Genomic DNA, 14,156 nt, shown 5'->3' with positions numbered 1-14,156 from the left:
CATGATTGTGCAGTGCAGCATCGGCTATTGTAGCGTATTACTGCCCGCCCAGCCCGGCCTCGACCGCCACCACCCGCGCCGCATGGATCACGCCCGGGATACTTTTCGGATTGCCGGCACAGCCCTGCGCCAGCGCGCCGGCGTCCACGCTGCGCACGGCTGCCAGCGCGGCGCGCAGGCGGTTTGCCGCGGCAGCATCCTGGCGCGCGCAGGCCAATACGGCCAGCATCTGTCCGAAACGCTCGGGCTTGCGCAGGCCATCGCAACGCTCGCACAGGCTGACCAGCTGTTCGGCCGACAGGCTCAAAGCGGCAGCAAACTGGCCCTGCTCGCGCGCCGCCATCACGGCCAGTTCGCGGCACTCGTTGGGCACGCGCAGGCGCAAGCTCAGTTGTTCGATCTGGGCCAGCCCAACCTGCAGCATCAAGACGGCAAACCGCTCGGGCAGCGCCAGCTGCTGCGTTGCAGCGCGGTCGAGCAACGACAGCAGCGCAGGGTCGAACGGCAATTCCGGCAGCAACCGGGCCAGCGCACCACACTGCTGCAACACCACCAGCATGCGCGACGGCTGCGCTTCCATCAGGCCCTTGGCCAACTCCTGCCAGACGCGTTCGGCCACCAGCGCATCGACTTCGCCAGCCGCTGTCATGGTGCGCATCAGCGCCAGCGTTTCCGGGGCAATCACAAACGCGCCAAAGCGCGCCGCAAAGCGCGCCAGGCGCAAGATGCGCACCGGGTCTTCGCCAAACGCTTCGGACACATGGCGAAACACTTTGTTTTCAATATCGGCCACGCCGCCGAACGGGTCGGTCAGCGTGCCGTCTTCGGCGCGGGCGATGGCGTTGATGGTCAGGTCGCGCCGCACCAGGTCTTCTTCCAGCGTGACATCAGGCGCCGTATGGAACACAAAACCGCGATAACCGGGCGCGGTCTTGCGCTCGGTGCGCGCCAGCGCATATTCTTCCTGGGTTTTCGGATGCAGGAACACCGGGAAATCCTTGCCGACCGGCCGGAAGCCTTGTTTCAGCATATCCTCGGGGGTGGCGCCCACCACCACATGATCGTGGTCCTTGACGGGCAGCCCCAGCAGTTGGTCGCGCACGGCGCCACCGACTGTGTATATCTTCATGGCAGTACTTTCTTAATCGGGCATCTCGGCGTCGTGTTTCGGCGCCGTTTCCGTCTCGGCCAGCGCTTCGGCGATCCACTGCGCCACCGCAGGATGGGCGCAGACGCGTTCGCAATAAGCGTTCAGGGCCGGCGCCAGCGCCACGCCATAGGTTTTGAAGCGCATCACCACCGGCGCAAAATACGCGTCTGCAATCGAAAAATCGCCAAACAAAAACTGGTGGTGGCCGAAGCGCGACAAACACTCTTCCCAGATTTCGCTGATACGCCCGATATCGGCCTGCGCGGCCGGCGTGCGGCCACGGCCGGGCAGGCGCGCCTTGATATGCATTGACATATCGTTGCGCAGGCCCGCAAAGCCCGAGTGCATCTCGGCGCAGATGCAGCGCGCCATGGCGCGCGCGGCCACGTCCTGCGGCCACAGATGCAAGTCGGGGAACTGCTCGGCCAGGTATTCGCAGATGGCCAGGCTGTCCCAGATGGTGATCTCGCCGGCCAGCAGCACCGGCACGCGGCCGCAGGCCGAATATTCGGCGATATTGGCCGCTGTGTCGCGCTGGTCGAGCAACACGCGCACTTCCTGGAACGGGATGCCGAAGGCGCGCAGCGCCACCCACGGGCGCATCGACCAGGACGAATAGTTTTTATTGCCGATAATCAGCGTCAGCCCCGGCTCGCGCGCGGCAGCCAGCGCCTGCGTCAGGTTGGGATCAAGAATAGTGGTTTGCATGGTCGGCTTTCCAGGAGTCTATGGCAGATCGGCGGCGATGGCGGAATTTTTCGGTCCCACCGTACCCAGCCGGGCTTTCAGCGACTGCGGGCTTTTTTCCGCCAGCGCAGCATAGTAGGTGGCGTTGGCCATCACGTTTTTCACATAGTTGCGCGTTTCCGTATAGGGGACGGTTTCGGCAAATACCGCCCCTTCCAGCGGCCGCGTCATGGTGGCGCGCCAGATGCGCAGGCGGCCCGGGCCGGCGTTGTAGGCGGCGGTGGCCAGCACCTGCGAGCCGTCCAGGCCGCCAATCACCATGTTCAGGTAATTGGTGCCCAACATCACGTTGGTGCGCACATCGCTCAGCGTTTCCACCACGAAGTCGGTCAGGCCGATTTTCTTGGCCACATAACGGGCTGTGGACGGCATCACCTGCATCAGGCCCGAGGCGCCCACATGCGACTGCGCGTCCATGATAAAGCGCGACTCCTGGCGGATCAGGCCATAGACCCAGGCCTTGTCCAGGCCCAGCGTCTGCGTGGCCGGATGCATCACATCGTCATGCGGGGTCGGGTAGCGCTGCGTGTAGTCCACTTCCAGGCGCGTGCGGTCCGAGGTATTGACCATGCGGTCGAGCACATTGTTCTGGCGTGCAAATTCAGCGGCAGCCAGATGCTGGCGCTCGGTCATCGAGCGCAGCTCCCAGTTCCATTCGCGCGTGCCTTCAAAACGCAAACGCATATTGAAGAATTTCAGCGCGCGCGCAAGGCCAGGGTTGGCGGCCATGGCGGCGATTTCCGCCGGCGTGATCGGTGCGCCCGGTGGCGGCAGCACCAGGTGGTTGCCCAGTTCCTCGTTGGCCAGCAGACCATAAAAGTTCGATTGATCGCTGATGCTGCGGTACAAGGCGGTGGCCTTGGCATTGGGCTGGCCCGGCGCTTGCGCCTGCAGCGAACGCGCCAGCCAGTAGACCCAGGTCGGATCCTGGCGCAGGGCGGCGGGCATGGACTCGATGGTGGACCTGACCAGCGCCCAGTCGCCCTCGCGCAGTGCGATGCGCGCCTTCCACTGCAGTTGCTCCTGCGTCAGCGGGGCGCCAGCCGATTTCTGCCAGTATTCATACGCTTCCGGCGCCAGGTTGTAGGACGCCTGCAGCGCCACGTTGCCCCAGCCGATCGCCATTTCCGGCGCCGTCAGCTTGCCACTGGCTTTTTGCAGCGCCACCACGCCCAGTTTCAGCGTGCTGCGCGCCATGCGGCCCACGGCCACCAGGTACATTTCATGGTCGGGACGCCCGATGCCAGGGCCTTTGGCCAGCACCAGCGCCGGCAGGTCGATGGCCTGCGCCATTTTGGCGTCGGAAGCGCCCAGCAAGGTGGCGATGCGGCGCGCCGGACCGGTGGCGTTGCTCTGGCCGGCCAGGCGGATCTGCGCCCACAGGTCGTTGCTGTCGAACTGGCCGCTTTGCGCCAGCGCCGCAATCAGGCTGCCGCACGCTTCGCCATAGCCCGGCGGCGAGAGCAGCAGCTTGCGCGCATCGTCGGCCACGTTCTGGCCCTTGGCGAGCTTCGACATCAGCGCATAGCATTTGAGCTGGGTGTCGTCGTCGAGCGCAAACTGCGGATATTGTTCATCGAACACGACCCAGTCGCGCTTGCGGCCCAGCTCCAGCAGCCAGTCATTGCGGAAGCGGTCGGCAATCGCACTGCCCTGGTAGCGCGCCAGGTAATCGCGGAACTGGGCCTCGGTCAGCTGCCTTATGCGTGGCTTGAGCCGATAATAGTCGACGTAGGACGGAATCTGGTAATTGACGAGGCGGCTCGCATAGAAATCGACTTTTTCGATATCATCCTTGCGTACGGCGTCGCGCAGCAGCAGAAAGGCATCGTCTTCGCTACGACTGTCCGGCAAGACTGGCGCTGCAGAAACAGCGCTCTGGGCCAGGACAACGAGGGGGTTCAGGGCCGATGCAACACACAGCACCGTGCCGGCAATCCATTTCAGTGGGGAAATCAATGTACGACTCTCAATTTAACGTGCTGGTGATATGAATAGCGACCCTAGAATAACATGCGTTACGGCTACATTGCCACCCATTGCCCTGGAGGAAAAGACCAGCCTGCGCAAAGCACTGCTGGCGCGCCGGCGCACCTTGCCCGAGTCCGTACGCGCGCAATGGGACGGCGCAATTGCCGAACGCCTGCTGGCCTGGTGCGAGCAGCATCAGGTGACAACTTTGGGTGTCTACTGGCCGCTGCATGGCGAACCGGATCTGCACGACGCCTATGCACAGCTGGCGGGGCGCGGCGTGGCCTTGCTGCTGCCGGTGGTGCTGGAGAAACAGGCGCCGCTGGGCTTTACCGCCTGGACGCCAGGCGAAGCCATGATCAAGGACAAGATGGGCGTAGCGGTACCGGAACAATTGCGCCTGCAGCCAGCCCCTGGCCACCTGCTGCTACCCTGCCTGGGCTTCAACCGGCAGCGCTACCGCCTCGGCTATGGCGGCGGCTATTACGACCGCACGCTGGCGCAGTTGCCGCGCCCGCGCACCGTCGGCGTGGCCTACGACTGCCTGGCCGTCGACTTTGCCTGCGGCCCATACGACATCGCCCTCGATCACATGGTAACCGAGGGCGATCTGGCCTGACAAAGTCAGGAACTTACCTGACCAGGCGCTGCCACAAGGCAGTCGTTGGTGCGGCCTGGTTCATGCTGTAGAAATGCAGGCCGGGCGCGCCGCCTTCGAGCAGGCGTTCGCACAGCGACGTCACCACATCGAGGCCGAAAGCCTTGATCGAAGCGGTGTCGTCGCCAAAGCTGGCCAGCTTCAGACGCACCCAGCGTGGAATTTCCGCTCCGCACATATCGGAAAAGCGCATCAGCTGCGTGTAGTTGGTGATCGGCATGATGCCGGCCACGATCGGCACGTTGATGCCCAGCTTCTGGGTCTGCTCGACAAACTGGAAATACGCGTCGGCATTGTAGAAGTACTGGGTAATGGCCGCGTCGGCGCCAGCCTGGACCTTGCGGGCAAATGCCTGCAAATCGTCCTGCGGTGAACGCGCCTGCGGATGCACTTCCGGATAGGCCGCCACTTCGATATGGAAATGGTCGCCTGTTTCTGCGCGGATAAACTCCACCAGCTCATTGGCATAACGGAACTCACCCGAGGCGCCATAGCCGCTAGGCAAGTCGCCGCGCAGGGCCACGATGCGATTGACGCCAGCGGCCTTGAATTCACCGAGCACCGCGCGGATCGACTCGCGCGAACCACCAACGCAAGACAAATGGGGCGCGGCCTCTTCGCCGGCCGCCAGGATCTCGCGCACGGTGTCGAGCGTGCCTTGCTGGGTGGTGCCGCCGGCGCCAAAGGTGACCGAAAAATACTTCGGCTGCAACTCGGACAGCTTGGCGCGCGTCACTCGCAGCTTTTCTGCCCCTTCCGGGGTTTTTGGCGGGAAAAATTCGATACTGAAGTTATGGGTTGCCATCGTTTTTACTCAACAGTAAAGTCGACAAGGCCCAGGAAATGATGCTGTACAGAATGGCGCCACCCACGGCCGACCAGAAGCTGGCCACATGGAAGCCTGGAATGATCTGCGCAACCAGCCAGAACAGAAAGCCGTTGATCACCAGAATAAACAAACCGAGCGACAAAAACGTCACTGGCAATGTCAGCAATACCAGCAAGGGACGGATCAAGGCATTGACCAGCCCCAGCAAGGCCGCCGCCAGCAGCGCCGTCCAGCCGCTGCTCATGGTGACCGAATGCATCAAATAAGGCACGGCAAACAAGGCTGCCGCATTGATAAACCAAATCAGTAGCAAGCGCATTTCTCTAGCCTGTCAAAAAAGGACAAGCCGGCCGCAGCCGGCTTCAAGGGGTCTGCGAAGTATCGTTGCTTCGCGAGCCGTAGCGAGCAGGCGCGCGGCGTGGCCGAGAAGCGCAGCTGTACTTTATGTACAGCGAGCATCGCCGGCCTCGCCCCGCGTCGCGCAGTAGGCTCCCGAGGCAACCAGCTAATTAATAACGGTAATGCTCTGGCTTGTACGGGCCTTCAGTACGCACGCCAATGTAGTCAGCCTGCTCCTGGGTCAGTTCGGTCAGCTGCGCATTCAACTTTTTGAGTTGCAAACGAGCGACTTTTTCATCGAGGTGTTTCGGCAACGTGTACACGCCGACCGGGTAGTTGGCGGTGTTCGCGTACAGTTCGATCTGGGCGATGGTCTGGTTGGCAAACGACGAGCTCATCACGTACGACGGGTGGCCGGTACCGCAGCCGAGGTTGACCAGGCGGCCTTCAGCCAGCAGGATAATGCGGCGGCCCGACGGGAAAATGATATGGTCGACTTGCGGCTTGATGTTTTCCCAGGTGTATTGCTTGAGCGAAGCAACATCGATTTCATTGTCGAAGTGACCAATGTTGCAGACAATGGCCTGGTCTTTCATGCGCGTCAGGTGATCGTGCGTCAGGATATGGTAGTTGCCGGTGCAGGTCACAAAGATGTCGCCATGTTCGCAGGCGTAATCCATGGTCACCACGCGGTAGCCTTCCATCGCCGCCTGCAGCGCGCAGATCGGATCGACTTCGGTCACCCATACCTGCGCCGACAGCGCACGCATGGCCTGGGCCGAACCCTTGCCGACGTCGCCATAACCGGCGATCACGGCCACTTTGCCGGCGATCATCACATCGGTCGCGCGCTTGATGCCGTCCACCAGCGACTCACGGCAGCCGTACAGATTGTCGAACTTCGATTTGGTCACCGAATCGTTGACGTTGATGGCAGGGAACGCCAGCTTGCCTTCTTTATGCATCTGGTACAGGCGGTGCACGCCGGTGGTGGTTTCTTCGGTCACGCCGAGGATTTCCGGCAGGCGCTTCGAATACCACGTTGGGTCCACGGCCAGGTGCTGCTTGATCGAGTTGAACAGGCAGATTTCTTCTTCCGAGCCCGGATTGGCCAGTACCGAAATGTCGCTCTCGGCGCGCACGCCCAGATGCAGCAGCAAGGTCGCATCGCCGCCGTCGTCGAGGATCATGTTCGAGTACACAGCCTTGCCGTCCACCGATGGCCATTCAAAGATGCGGTGGGTATATTCCCAGTAGTCGTCGAGCGACTCGCCCTTGACGGCAAATACCGGCGTGCCGGCCGCAGCGATGGCCGCAGCAGCGTGATCTTGCGTCGAGTAGATATTGCACGATGCCCAGCGCACTTGCGCGCCCAGTGCTTCCAGGGTCTGGATCAGCACGGCGGTCTGGATGGTCATGTGGATCGAACCGGTGATGCGCGCGCCTTTCAGTGGCTGCGTTGCCGCGAATTCTTCGCGGATAGCCATCAGGCCAGGCATTTCCGTTTCAGCAATCTTGATTTCTTTGTCGCCCCATGCAGCCAGGGTGATATCGGCGATGGTGTAGTCGTGTTGCGATTTGAGTACGGCGTTCATCACGCCCTCCTTTCAGTTGTGAAAAAGGTACGTGAGCGCAGTTGCAGGATATTCCGAGCCTGGCGAATTTCTTCGTCGCAACGCTCCTCGGACCCCGTATCTTACCATCGGCACTTGCGCTTGGACAGCGAATTATGCGCCTGGCGGGCCGTGGCGCTGCGCCAGGGCAAGACGCGACTGATGCAATTGCTGCACCAGTATCTGCTCGTCAGGCAGCAAGATGCGGTACTCGGCCGCGAGGATGGCCCCGCCCAGATTGTCCAGCGCATAATGCGCTTCGGCACCGGCTGGCGAGGAGCACAATATCAGCCCTATGGGCGGATTCTCGCCCGGTTTCATCCAGTGCGCGCGTGCATAGTTGACGTACATATGCATTTGGCCGGCATCGGCATAGCTGAATTTGCCGGTTTTCAGCTCGACAATGATCAGGCTACGCAAACGTCGGTGAAACAGCAGCAGATCGATGCGAAACCAGCTATCGTCCAGGCGCAGGCGACGCTGCCTGCCGACAAAGGTAAAATCGTCGCCCAGTTCAAGCAAAAAATCGGCCAGATGTTCGATCAGTGCATCTTCCAAGTCTGATTCGGAGTATTCGTCTTTCAGATTGAGAAACTCCAGCACGAACGGATCCTTGAAGGCATCCTGCGCAGACAGCGCAGCTTCTTCGGGCAAGCTACCGGCCTTGGCCAGCATGGCCAGCTTGTTACGCGACAGCGCCGTGCGTTCGTAATACTGGCTGCCTACCTGCCGCTCCAGTTGCCGCACCGACCAGCCACAACGCAGCGCTTCTGTTTCATAAAACTCGCGTGCGGCTAAATTCTTGACCGACAGCAAACGCACATAGGCAGACCAGGGCAAGGGGAAACGTTTTCCGATCATTCCCAAATCAATGATCGACATGTCACTTTCTTGTAGCACAGGCAATTCTCCAGACACTGTCTGGAGAATTGCCTCAGGCGGCCACGCCAGGTAGAAAGCCCGCATTTGCCACAGATTCTGCTGGCTGAAGCCGCGACCGAAGCGGTGGCTCAGGTCGCCAGACAACTGCCGTATCAGCTCCTGGCCATAGGCAGCTCTTTCGATACCGGCCTGCTCTTGCGTCACCAGGCGCCGGCCGATTTCCCAGTAGGTGGCTGTCATCAGCGCATTGACGCTGCGTGCGGCCTGGCAACGCGCCTGATCCACCAGGGTAACAATGCCGGTATGCATGTGTTGATAAAGATCAAGCGCCATCGCAGCTCCCCTGATAAATTGAGCCATGCTGCACCGATCTGCCTGCCCCGCCTTGCGCTACCTCGCACGCACCATAAAAAAAGCGCCCACGGCCTTGCGGCCGGGGCGCTCTGTTCAAGCAGGCGTGAAGCTTATTTCAGTCCGGCAGCATCACGCAGCAAGGCAACCTTGTCGGTGCGCTCCCACGTGAATTCCGGCTCTTCACGGCCGAAGTGGCCGTAGGCGGCGCTCTTCTGGTAAATCGGGCGCAGCAGGTCCAGCATCTGTACGATGCCTTTCGGACGCAGGTCGAAGTGGGCCAGCACCAGCTTGGCGATTTCCGCATCGGGAATCACGCCCGTGCCTTCCGTGTAAACGGTAATATTGATCGGCTTGGCCACGCCAATGGCGTAGCTGACCTGCACCTGGCACTGGCGCGCCAGGCCGGCCGCGACAATGTTCTTGGCCACGTAGCGGGCAGCGTAAGCGGCCGAACGGTCCACTTTCGATGGGTCCTTGCCCGAGAAAGCGCCGCCGCCGTGGGGCGCTGCGCCACCATAGGTGTCAACGATGATCTTGCGGCCGGTCAGGCCGCAATCGCCTTGCGGGCCACCGATCACGAAACGGCCGGTCGGGTTGACCAGGAACTTGGTGTCGGTCAGCCATTCGCGCGGCAGGATCGGCTTGATGATCTCTTCGATCACCGCTTCTTCGATCTGCTTGTGCTCGATATCGGGCGCATGCTGGGTCGACAGCACCACGGTATGCACGCCGACCGGACGGCCGTCGACATAGCGCAGCGTGACCTGCGACTTGGCATCCGGACGCAGCCAAGGCAGGCGGCCGTCCTTGCGCAGCTGCGACTGACGCTCGACCAGGCGGTGGGCGTAGTGGATGGCGGCTGGCATCAGCTCGGCCGTTTCATCGCAGGCGTAGCCGAACATCAGGCCCTGGTCGCCAGCGCCTTGATCGAGATCAATGCCGGCGCCTTCGTCAACGCCCTGCGCGATGTCCGGCGACTGCTTGTCATAGGCGACCAGCACGGCGCAGCCCTTGTAGTCGATGCCGTACTCGGTATTGTCGTAGCCGATGCGCTTGATGGTTTCACGCGCAACCTGAATATAATCAACGTTGGCGTGGGTGGTGATTTCACCGGCCAGCACTACCAGACCGGTGTTGCACAGCGTTTCTGCAGCCACGCGGGCAGTCGGGTCCTGGGTCAGGATGGCGTCGAGGATGGCGTCGGAAATCTGATCGGCTACCTTGTCCGGATGGCCTTCGGAAACAGATTCGGACGTGAAAAGATAGTCATTTGACATTGCAAGCTCCTGTTTACTGTGTGAATGTTCTGTCGCAGTAAAGAGAATTTTGCCTGCGACGCTTTAGCGATATTTATATTCCGCTTCGCAAGTTGTCTATTAACTCAGCGGTACTGCATACGTGGTATTTTACGCTTCTTAAAAAATTTTGGCAGTGCAACACGCCATTCTTAGAAACAGATCAGTCATGTTAGTCCCCATTTTCCGCTTTTTATCAATTTTCCCCCTGCCTGTCCTGCACGCTGTCGGCACTGTGCTGGGCTGGGTGATTTACGCCATCTCGCCATCGTATCGCCGGCGCATGCGTGACAACATGCAGCGTGCAGGGTTTTCGCAACACCTGCACGCGGCCGTCTCGGAAGCGGGCAAGAGCGTGATGGAGCTGCCCTTTATCTGGTGCGCGCCGGCCGAACGGGTGGCGCGCCACGCCACGCTGGACAACTGGGCGCTGGTCGAGCGCGCCCTGGAACATGGGCGCGGCATTGTGTTTCTCACGCCACACCTGGGCTGCTTTGAAATCGTCGCCCAGCAAGTGGCGCTGCATACGCCGCTGACCGTGATGTACCGCCCACCCAAGCGCGCGGCCCTGAAGCCGCTGATCGAAGGGGCGCGGGCGCGCAAGAACCTGATGCTGGCGCCGGCCAATATGTCGGGCGTGCGCATCTTTGCCAAATGCCTGAAAAAAGGCCAGCCGATCGGCCTGTTGCCCGACCAGGTGCCGCAGGAAGGCGACGGCGTGTGGGCCGACTTTTTTGGCCGCCCCGCCTACACCATGACCTTGCCAGCCAAGCTGGCGCAGATGGGTGGCGCTGAAATCATCATCACTTACGCCGAACGCCTGCCAGGCGGCCGCGGCTACTGCGTGCACTTCGTGCCATTTACCGCGTCGCTCGACTGCAACTCGGCCGAACAGGCACGCATTATCAACGCGGCCATGGAGCAGCTGATTGCCCGCGATCCGGCGCAATACCTGTGGAGCTACAACCGCTACAAAGTGCCACGTGGCGCCCCGCCGCCAGACAGCCAGGCCGGCGCCACGGCTGCAGGCAAGGAGTCGTCATGAAGATACTGCTTGGTTTCATGTGGCTGCTGCACTGGTTGCCGCTGCCGATCCTCGGCCGCTTCGGCGTGGCAGTAGGCAGCCTGCTGTTTGTCGCCATGCCCAAGCGGCGCAAGATAGCACTGATCAATTTGCGCCTGTGCATGCCGGAACTGACGGAACAGCAACGCGTGGCGCTGGCGCGCCAGCATTTCCAGGCCTATTCGCGCAGCGTGTGGGAGCGCGGCATCCTGTGGTGGGCCTCGGAAGCGCGCCTGAACCGCCTGATCAAAAAGGTGCCGGCGTTTCCGGGCCAGCAGATCGCCGCTGCGCCAACCATCCTGCTGTGTCCGCACTTTGTCTGCCTGGACGTGGCCGGCGCCGCCACCGCCATGGAAATTTCCGCTTCCTCGATGTATGTGCAGCAGAAGAACGCTGCGTTTGACAAGGCGCTGCGCGATGGCCGTTCGCGCTTCAAGCCGTCCAAACTGTTTACACGCCAGGACGGCATCAAGCCGATCCTGCGCGCGCTGCGCGACGGCCTGCCCTACTTCATGCTGCCCGACATGGATTTTGGCGAGAAAGACGCCGAATTCGTGCCGTTCTTCGGCGTGCCGGCCGCTACCCTGACGGCCACCGCCCGCCTGGCCATGGCCGCGCGCGCGCAGGTCATTCCCGTGATTGCCACCTTTCTGCCCGACTACCAGGGCTGGCAGGTGAAGTACTACCCGGCCTGGGACAACTATCCGGGCGACGACATCACGGCCGCCACGCGCCGCATGAACGAATTCATCGAAGCACGGGTGCGCGAAGCGCCGGCCGAATACTTCTGGACCCACAAACGCTTCAAGACACGCCCCGAAGGCGAAGCGTCGTTTTACAACAACTTGGACAAGTGAGCGCAGTGGCATGAAACTTCAATTTACCAAAATGCATGGCGCCGGCAACGACTTTATCGTGATCGACGCGATCAGCCAGCAGATCGACTTCACGCCCGAACAATGGCAGCGTCTGGCCGACCGCCGCTTCGGCATCGGCGCCGACCAGATCCTGGTGGTGGAAAAGCCGCGCCTGCCTGGCTGCGACTTTCGCTACCGTATTTACAACAATGACGGCGGCGAGGTCGAGCAATGCGGCAACGGCGCGCGCGCATTCGTCAAATTCGTCAGTGAAAAAGGCTTGTCGGACAAGGCCAGCATCAGCGTGGAAACCATGGCCGGCGTGATTGCGCCGCGCTTGGAAGCGGACGGCAGCATTACGGTCAACATGGGCGCACCCGTGCTGGCGCCAGCGCAAGTGCCATTCGACGCCAGCGGCCTGCAAGGCGTGGCCCAGGGCGACGACCTGCTGTGGCCTCTGGACCTGGCCGGACAGCCACAGGTGCTGGTGTCGGTGGTGTCGATGGGCAATCCGCACGCGGTGCAGGTGGTGGCCGATGTCGATGTTGAAGACCTGGAGGCAACCGGTCCGCTGATCGAACGCCATGCGCGCTTTCCGCGCCGCGTCAATGCCGGCTATATGCAGGTGCTGGCGCGCGGACATATCAAGCTGCGCGTGTATGAGCGCGGCGCCGGCGAAACGCTGGCCTGCGGCACCGGCGCCTGTGCGGCGGTGGTGGCAGGCATCCGCCGCGGCCTGCTCGACTCCCCGGTGCGCGTCAGCGCGCGCGGCGGCGAGCTGTCGATCGCCTGGCAGGGCGAGGGCCAGCCGGTGCTGATGACAGGGCCGGCCGTGACGGTCTTCGAAGGCAGTATCGAACTGTAGGGTTACGCCGCCAGGAACTGCTGCTCCTGCGGCAAGTCCAGTTCGGCCAGATAGCACTTGAGCCGGTACAGCCGCTGCCGGTAATTGCCTTCCGGCCCGGCCAGACTGCAATCGACATGCTCGAACACGCGCAGCACCTGGTCAAGCACCTGGCGCTCCTGCGCCGTGCGGATCAGCGCCAGGCGCCGCTTGCCGCGACCGTGGGCGGCACTGATGTCGATCAGCAGGCAATGCCCCTGGTCGGCCGCATGCACATCGAGCAGCAGCGCTTCGGCGCGCGACAGGTGAAAGCAGCGCGCCAGTTCCAGCCGCGCCGCCAGCAGCGGATGGCGCTGGTCGAGCAGGCGTCGCTGCGCTCCGGCCAGCCCGGCCGCCAATTGTCCCCAGTCGGCAACCTCGCCGTGCGGCGCAATCCTGGCCAGCACGGTTTGGGCCTCGGCGCTGCCCTGCGCCTGCGCCTGCAACAGCCAGTACGCGGCGCGCACATCGCTGTTGACGCCATCGCGCCGGTTGCGCCAGGCATGCATGCCGCATTCAAACTGCGCCGCACCATGACCAAGATCGGCAGCGCGCTCCAGGCAGCTGTGCGCCTCGCTGACATTACGCTGCGAAAACTCCGGTTTGGTGTAGATGCGCGACAGCACAAACCACGCCTCAGCCAATCCCTGCTCACCCGCCTGCGTCAGCCAGCGCACGGCGCGCTTGAAATTGGCCACGCCGCTGCGGGCGGCAAGGCGCTGGCCCTGGGCGTCCATGCGGGCATAGCCCAGGCCCAGTTCCAGCTGCGCGGTGCGGTCGCCGCCCTGTGCCGCCAGCTCGCAGCAAGGCCAGGCTTCGGCTTCGCCGGCAGGCAACAATAATTGTGCGCAGCGCGACAGCAGCAGTACCTGGCGCGCATCGAGCGCCGTCGCACGCGCGCCGCCGGCCGCCTGGCGCTGCAACAGTTCGCGCGCCTGCGGCAAGGCCTGCGACAGGTAGCGCGCCTGGTCGCCATCGCGCCAGGCCTGCTCCAGCCAGGCGTCGCTATCGCTGGCGGTGCTGTCTGACGCACCGCCCTCGTGCCGCGCCAGCAGCCACTGGGCGTCCGCCAGGCCGGCCTGCGCCGCCGTTGCCAGCGCCTGGCGCGCGCGCGCCCGCAGGCGCTCGCACGTCGTGGCGGCGTCGCCCAGCACCAGTTGCGCCAGCGCCAGGGCAGCCCGGGGTGAACCGGCATCAGCCGCCTGTTCATAATAGGGCAGCAAAGTTCTTGCCATCGGCTGCGCCACCTCGCAGGGCACATGTTCGCCGATCAGCCGGCAAGCATCGGGGCTGCCCTCCTGCGCTGCGCGGGCCAGCCAGTGCAAGGCGGTGGGCAGGCTTTTCGGCGCGCCGTGGCCAAACAAATACACTTGCCCCAGCGTCAGCTGCGCCGGCATGTCGCCTGAGCGCGCGCGCTTGATCAATCCTAATATTTCACGATTTGCCATCGATGCTCGATATAGAGTCAATGATTCTAATAATGTGCTGTCTCCAGGCCGGACTTTTGCCAGCCGT

13 protein-coding genes and 1 riboswitch are annotated in these 14,156 nt (G+C 62.5%); of the genes, 4 read left to right on the top strand and 9 right to left on the bottom strand.

Annotated elements, in window-relative coordinates:
- Positions 1-37: 37 nt before the first annotated feature.
- Genes GCM43_RS20740 through GCM43_RS20730 form a run of 3 tightly spaced genes read right to left on the bottom strand, consistent with a single transcriptional unit; the run spans position 38 to position 3,856 of the window.
- Positions 38-1,129, bottom strand: coding sequence for a multifunctional CCA tRNA nucleotidyl transferase/2'3'-cyclic phosphodiesterase/2'nucleotidase/phosphatase (locus tag GCM43_RS20740; protein WP_152247785.1), 1,092 nt, complete (start codon positions 1,127-1,129; stop codon positions 38-40).
- A gap of 12 nt (positions 1,130-1,141) precedes the next feature.
- Positions 1,142-1,858, bottom strand: coding sequence for a glutathione S-transferase family protein (locus GCM43_RS20735; RefSeq protein WP_152247784.1), 717 nt, complete (start codon positions 1,856-1,858; stop codon positions 1,142-1,144).
- 18 nt (positions 1,859-1,876) lie between these two features.
- Entirely contained in the window at positions 1,877-3,856 is a 1,980-nt protein-coding gene (locus GCM43_RS20730; RefSeq protein ID WP_152247783.1) for a lytic transglycosylase domain-containing protein, read from the bottom strand.
- Between the two features lie 70 nt (positions 3,857-3,926).
- Between GCM43_RS20730 and GCM43_RS20725 the strand changes: the two genes are divergently transcribed.
- Positions 3,927-4,487 (top strand): 5-formyltetrahydrofolate cyclo-ligase, encoded by a 561-nt coding sequence (locus GCM43_RS20725; RefSeq protein ID WP_319636967.1) that lies wholly within the window; start codon positions 3,927-3,929, stop codon positions 4,485-4,487.
- Between the two features lie 13 nt (positions 4,488-4,500).
- Here the strand turns inward: GCM43_RS20725 and metF are convergent, their stop codons facing one another.
- From metF to metK, 5 genes are all read right to left on the bottom strand, one after another.
- On the bottom strand, positions 4,501-5,331 hold the full coding sequence (gene metF / locus GCM43_RS20720) for a methylenetetrahydrofolate reductase [NAD(P)H] (protein WP_152247782.1): 831 nt from the start codon (positions 5,329-5,331) through the stop codon (positions 4,501-4,503).
- Positions 5,318-5,674, bottom strand: coding sequence for a phage holin family protein (locus GCM43_RS20715; protein WP_152247781.1), 357 nt, complete (start codon positions 5,672-5,674; stop codon positions 5,318-5,320). The genes metF and GCM43_RS20715 overlap by 14 nt, the downstream gene beginning before the upstream one ends.
- Before the next feature lie 190 nt (positions 5,675-5,864).
- Positions 5,865-7,289, bottom strand: a complete 1,425-nt coding sequence (gene ahcY, locus GCM43_RS20710) for an adenosylhomocysteinase (RefSeq protein WP_152247780.1) — start codon at positions 7,287-7,289, stop codon at positions 5,865-5,867.
- 26 nt (positions 7,290-7,315) lie between these two features.
- A riboswitch (S-adenosyl-L-homocysteine riboswitch) is annotated at positions 7,316-7,384 on the bottom strand.
- 37 nt (positions 7,385-7,421) lie between these two features.
- A complete protein-coding gene (locus GCM43_RS20705) occupies positions 7,422-8,522 on the bottom strand; it encodes a PDDEXK nuclease domain-containing protein (protein ID WP_152247779.1) in 1,101 nt (366 codons plus the stop codon).
- Between the two features lie 131 nt (positions 8,523-8,653).
- A complete protein-coding gene (metK, locus tag GCM43_RS20700; protein WP_152247778.1) occupies positions 8,654-9,820 on the bottom strand; it encodes a methionine adenosyltransferase in 1,167 nt (388 codons plus the stop codon).
- 187 nt (positions 9,821-10,007) lie between these two features.
- Between metK and GCM43_RS20695 the strand changes: the two genes are divergently transcribed.
- From GCM43_RS20695 to dapF, 3 genes are read left to right on the top strand one after another with little or no spacing between them, the layout of a single operon-like run.
- A complete protein-coding gene (locus GCM43_RS20695) occupies positions 10,008-10,883 on the top strand; it encodes a lysophospholipid acyltransferase family protein (RefSeq protein WP_152247777.1) in 876 nt (291 codons plus the stop codon).
- A complete protein-coding gene (locus GCM43_RS20690; protein WP_152247776.1) occupies positions 10,880-11,758 on the top strand; it encodes an LpxL/LpxP family acyltransferase in 879 nt (292 codons plus the stop codon). Before GCM43_RS20695 ends, GCM43_RS20690 begins: the two co-directional genes overlap by 4 nt.
- A gap of 10 nt (positions 11,759-11,768) precedes the next feature.
- Positions 11,769-12,623: a diaminopimelate epimerase gene (gene dapF / locus GCM43_RS20685; protein WP_152247775.1), complete on the top strand. Its 855-nt coding sequence runs from the start codon at positions 11,769-11,771 to the stop codon at positions 12,621-12,623.
- 2 nt (positions 12,624-12,625) lie between these two features.
- Here dapF and GCM43_RS20680 read toward each other — a convergent pair whose 3' ends face one another.
- Entirely contained in the window at positions 12,626-14,089 is a 1,464-nt protein-coding gene (locus tag GCM43_RS20680; protein WP_152247774.1) for a tetratricopeptide repeat protein, read from the bottom strand.
- Positions 14,090-14,156: the final 67 nt, after the last annotated feature.

The sequence above is a fragment of the Janthinobacterium aquaticum genome (assembly GCF_009208565.1).
Classification (GTDB): domain Bacteria; phylum Pseudomonadota; class Gammaproteobacteria; order Burkholderiales; family Burkholderiaceae_D; genus Janthinobacterium.
Note: the sequence above shows the minus strand (reverse complement) of the source record. Positions and strands in the feature narration are given on the sequence as shown.

Coding starts and splice junctions, on each gene's coding strand:
- GCM43_RS20740 (WP_152247785.1), bottom strand. CDS start 1,129: ATGAAGATATACACAGTCGGTGGCGCCGTGCGCGACCAACTGCTGGGG.
- GCM43_RS20680 (WP_152247774.1), bottom strand. CDS start 14,089: ATGGCAAATCGTGAAATATTAGGATTGATCAAGCGCGCGCGCTCAGGC.
- metF (WP_152247782.1), bottom strand. CDS start 5,331: ATGGCAACCCATAACTTCAGTATCGAATTTTTCCCGCCAAAAACCCCG.
- GCM43_RS20695 (WP_152247777.1), top strand. CDS start 10,008: ATGTTAGTCCCCATTTTCCGCTTTTTATCAATTTTCCCCCTGCCTGTC.
- GCM43_RS20690 (WP_152247776.1), top strand. CDS start 10,880: ATGAAGATACTGCTTGGTTTCATGTGGCTGCTGCACTGGTTGCCGCTG.
- GCM43_RS20705 (WP_152247779.1), bottom strand. CDS start 8,522: ATGGCGCTTGATCTTTATCAACACATGCATACCGGCATTGTTACCCTG.
- ahcY (WP_152247780.1), bottom strand. CDS start 7,289: ATGAACGCCGTACTCAAATCGCAACACGACTACACCATCGCCGATATC.
- metK (WP_152247778.1), bottom strand. CDS start 9,820: ATGTCAAATGACTATCTTTTCACGTCCGAATCTGTTTCCGAAGGCCAT.
- GCM43_RS20715 (WP_152247781.1), bottom strand. CDS start 5,674: ATGCGCTTGCTACTGATTTGGTTTATCAATGCGGCAGCCTTGTTTGCC.
- GCM43_RS20735 (WP_152247784.1), bottom strand. CDS start 1,858: ATGCAAACCACTATTCTTGATCCCAACCTGACGCAGGCGCTGGCTGCC.
- dapF (WP_152247775.1), top strand. CDS start 11,769: ATGAAACTTCAATTTACCAAAATGCATGGCGCCGGCAACGACTTTATC.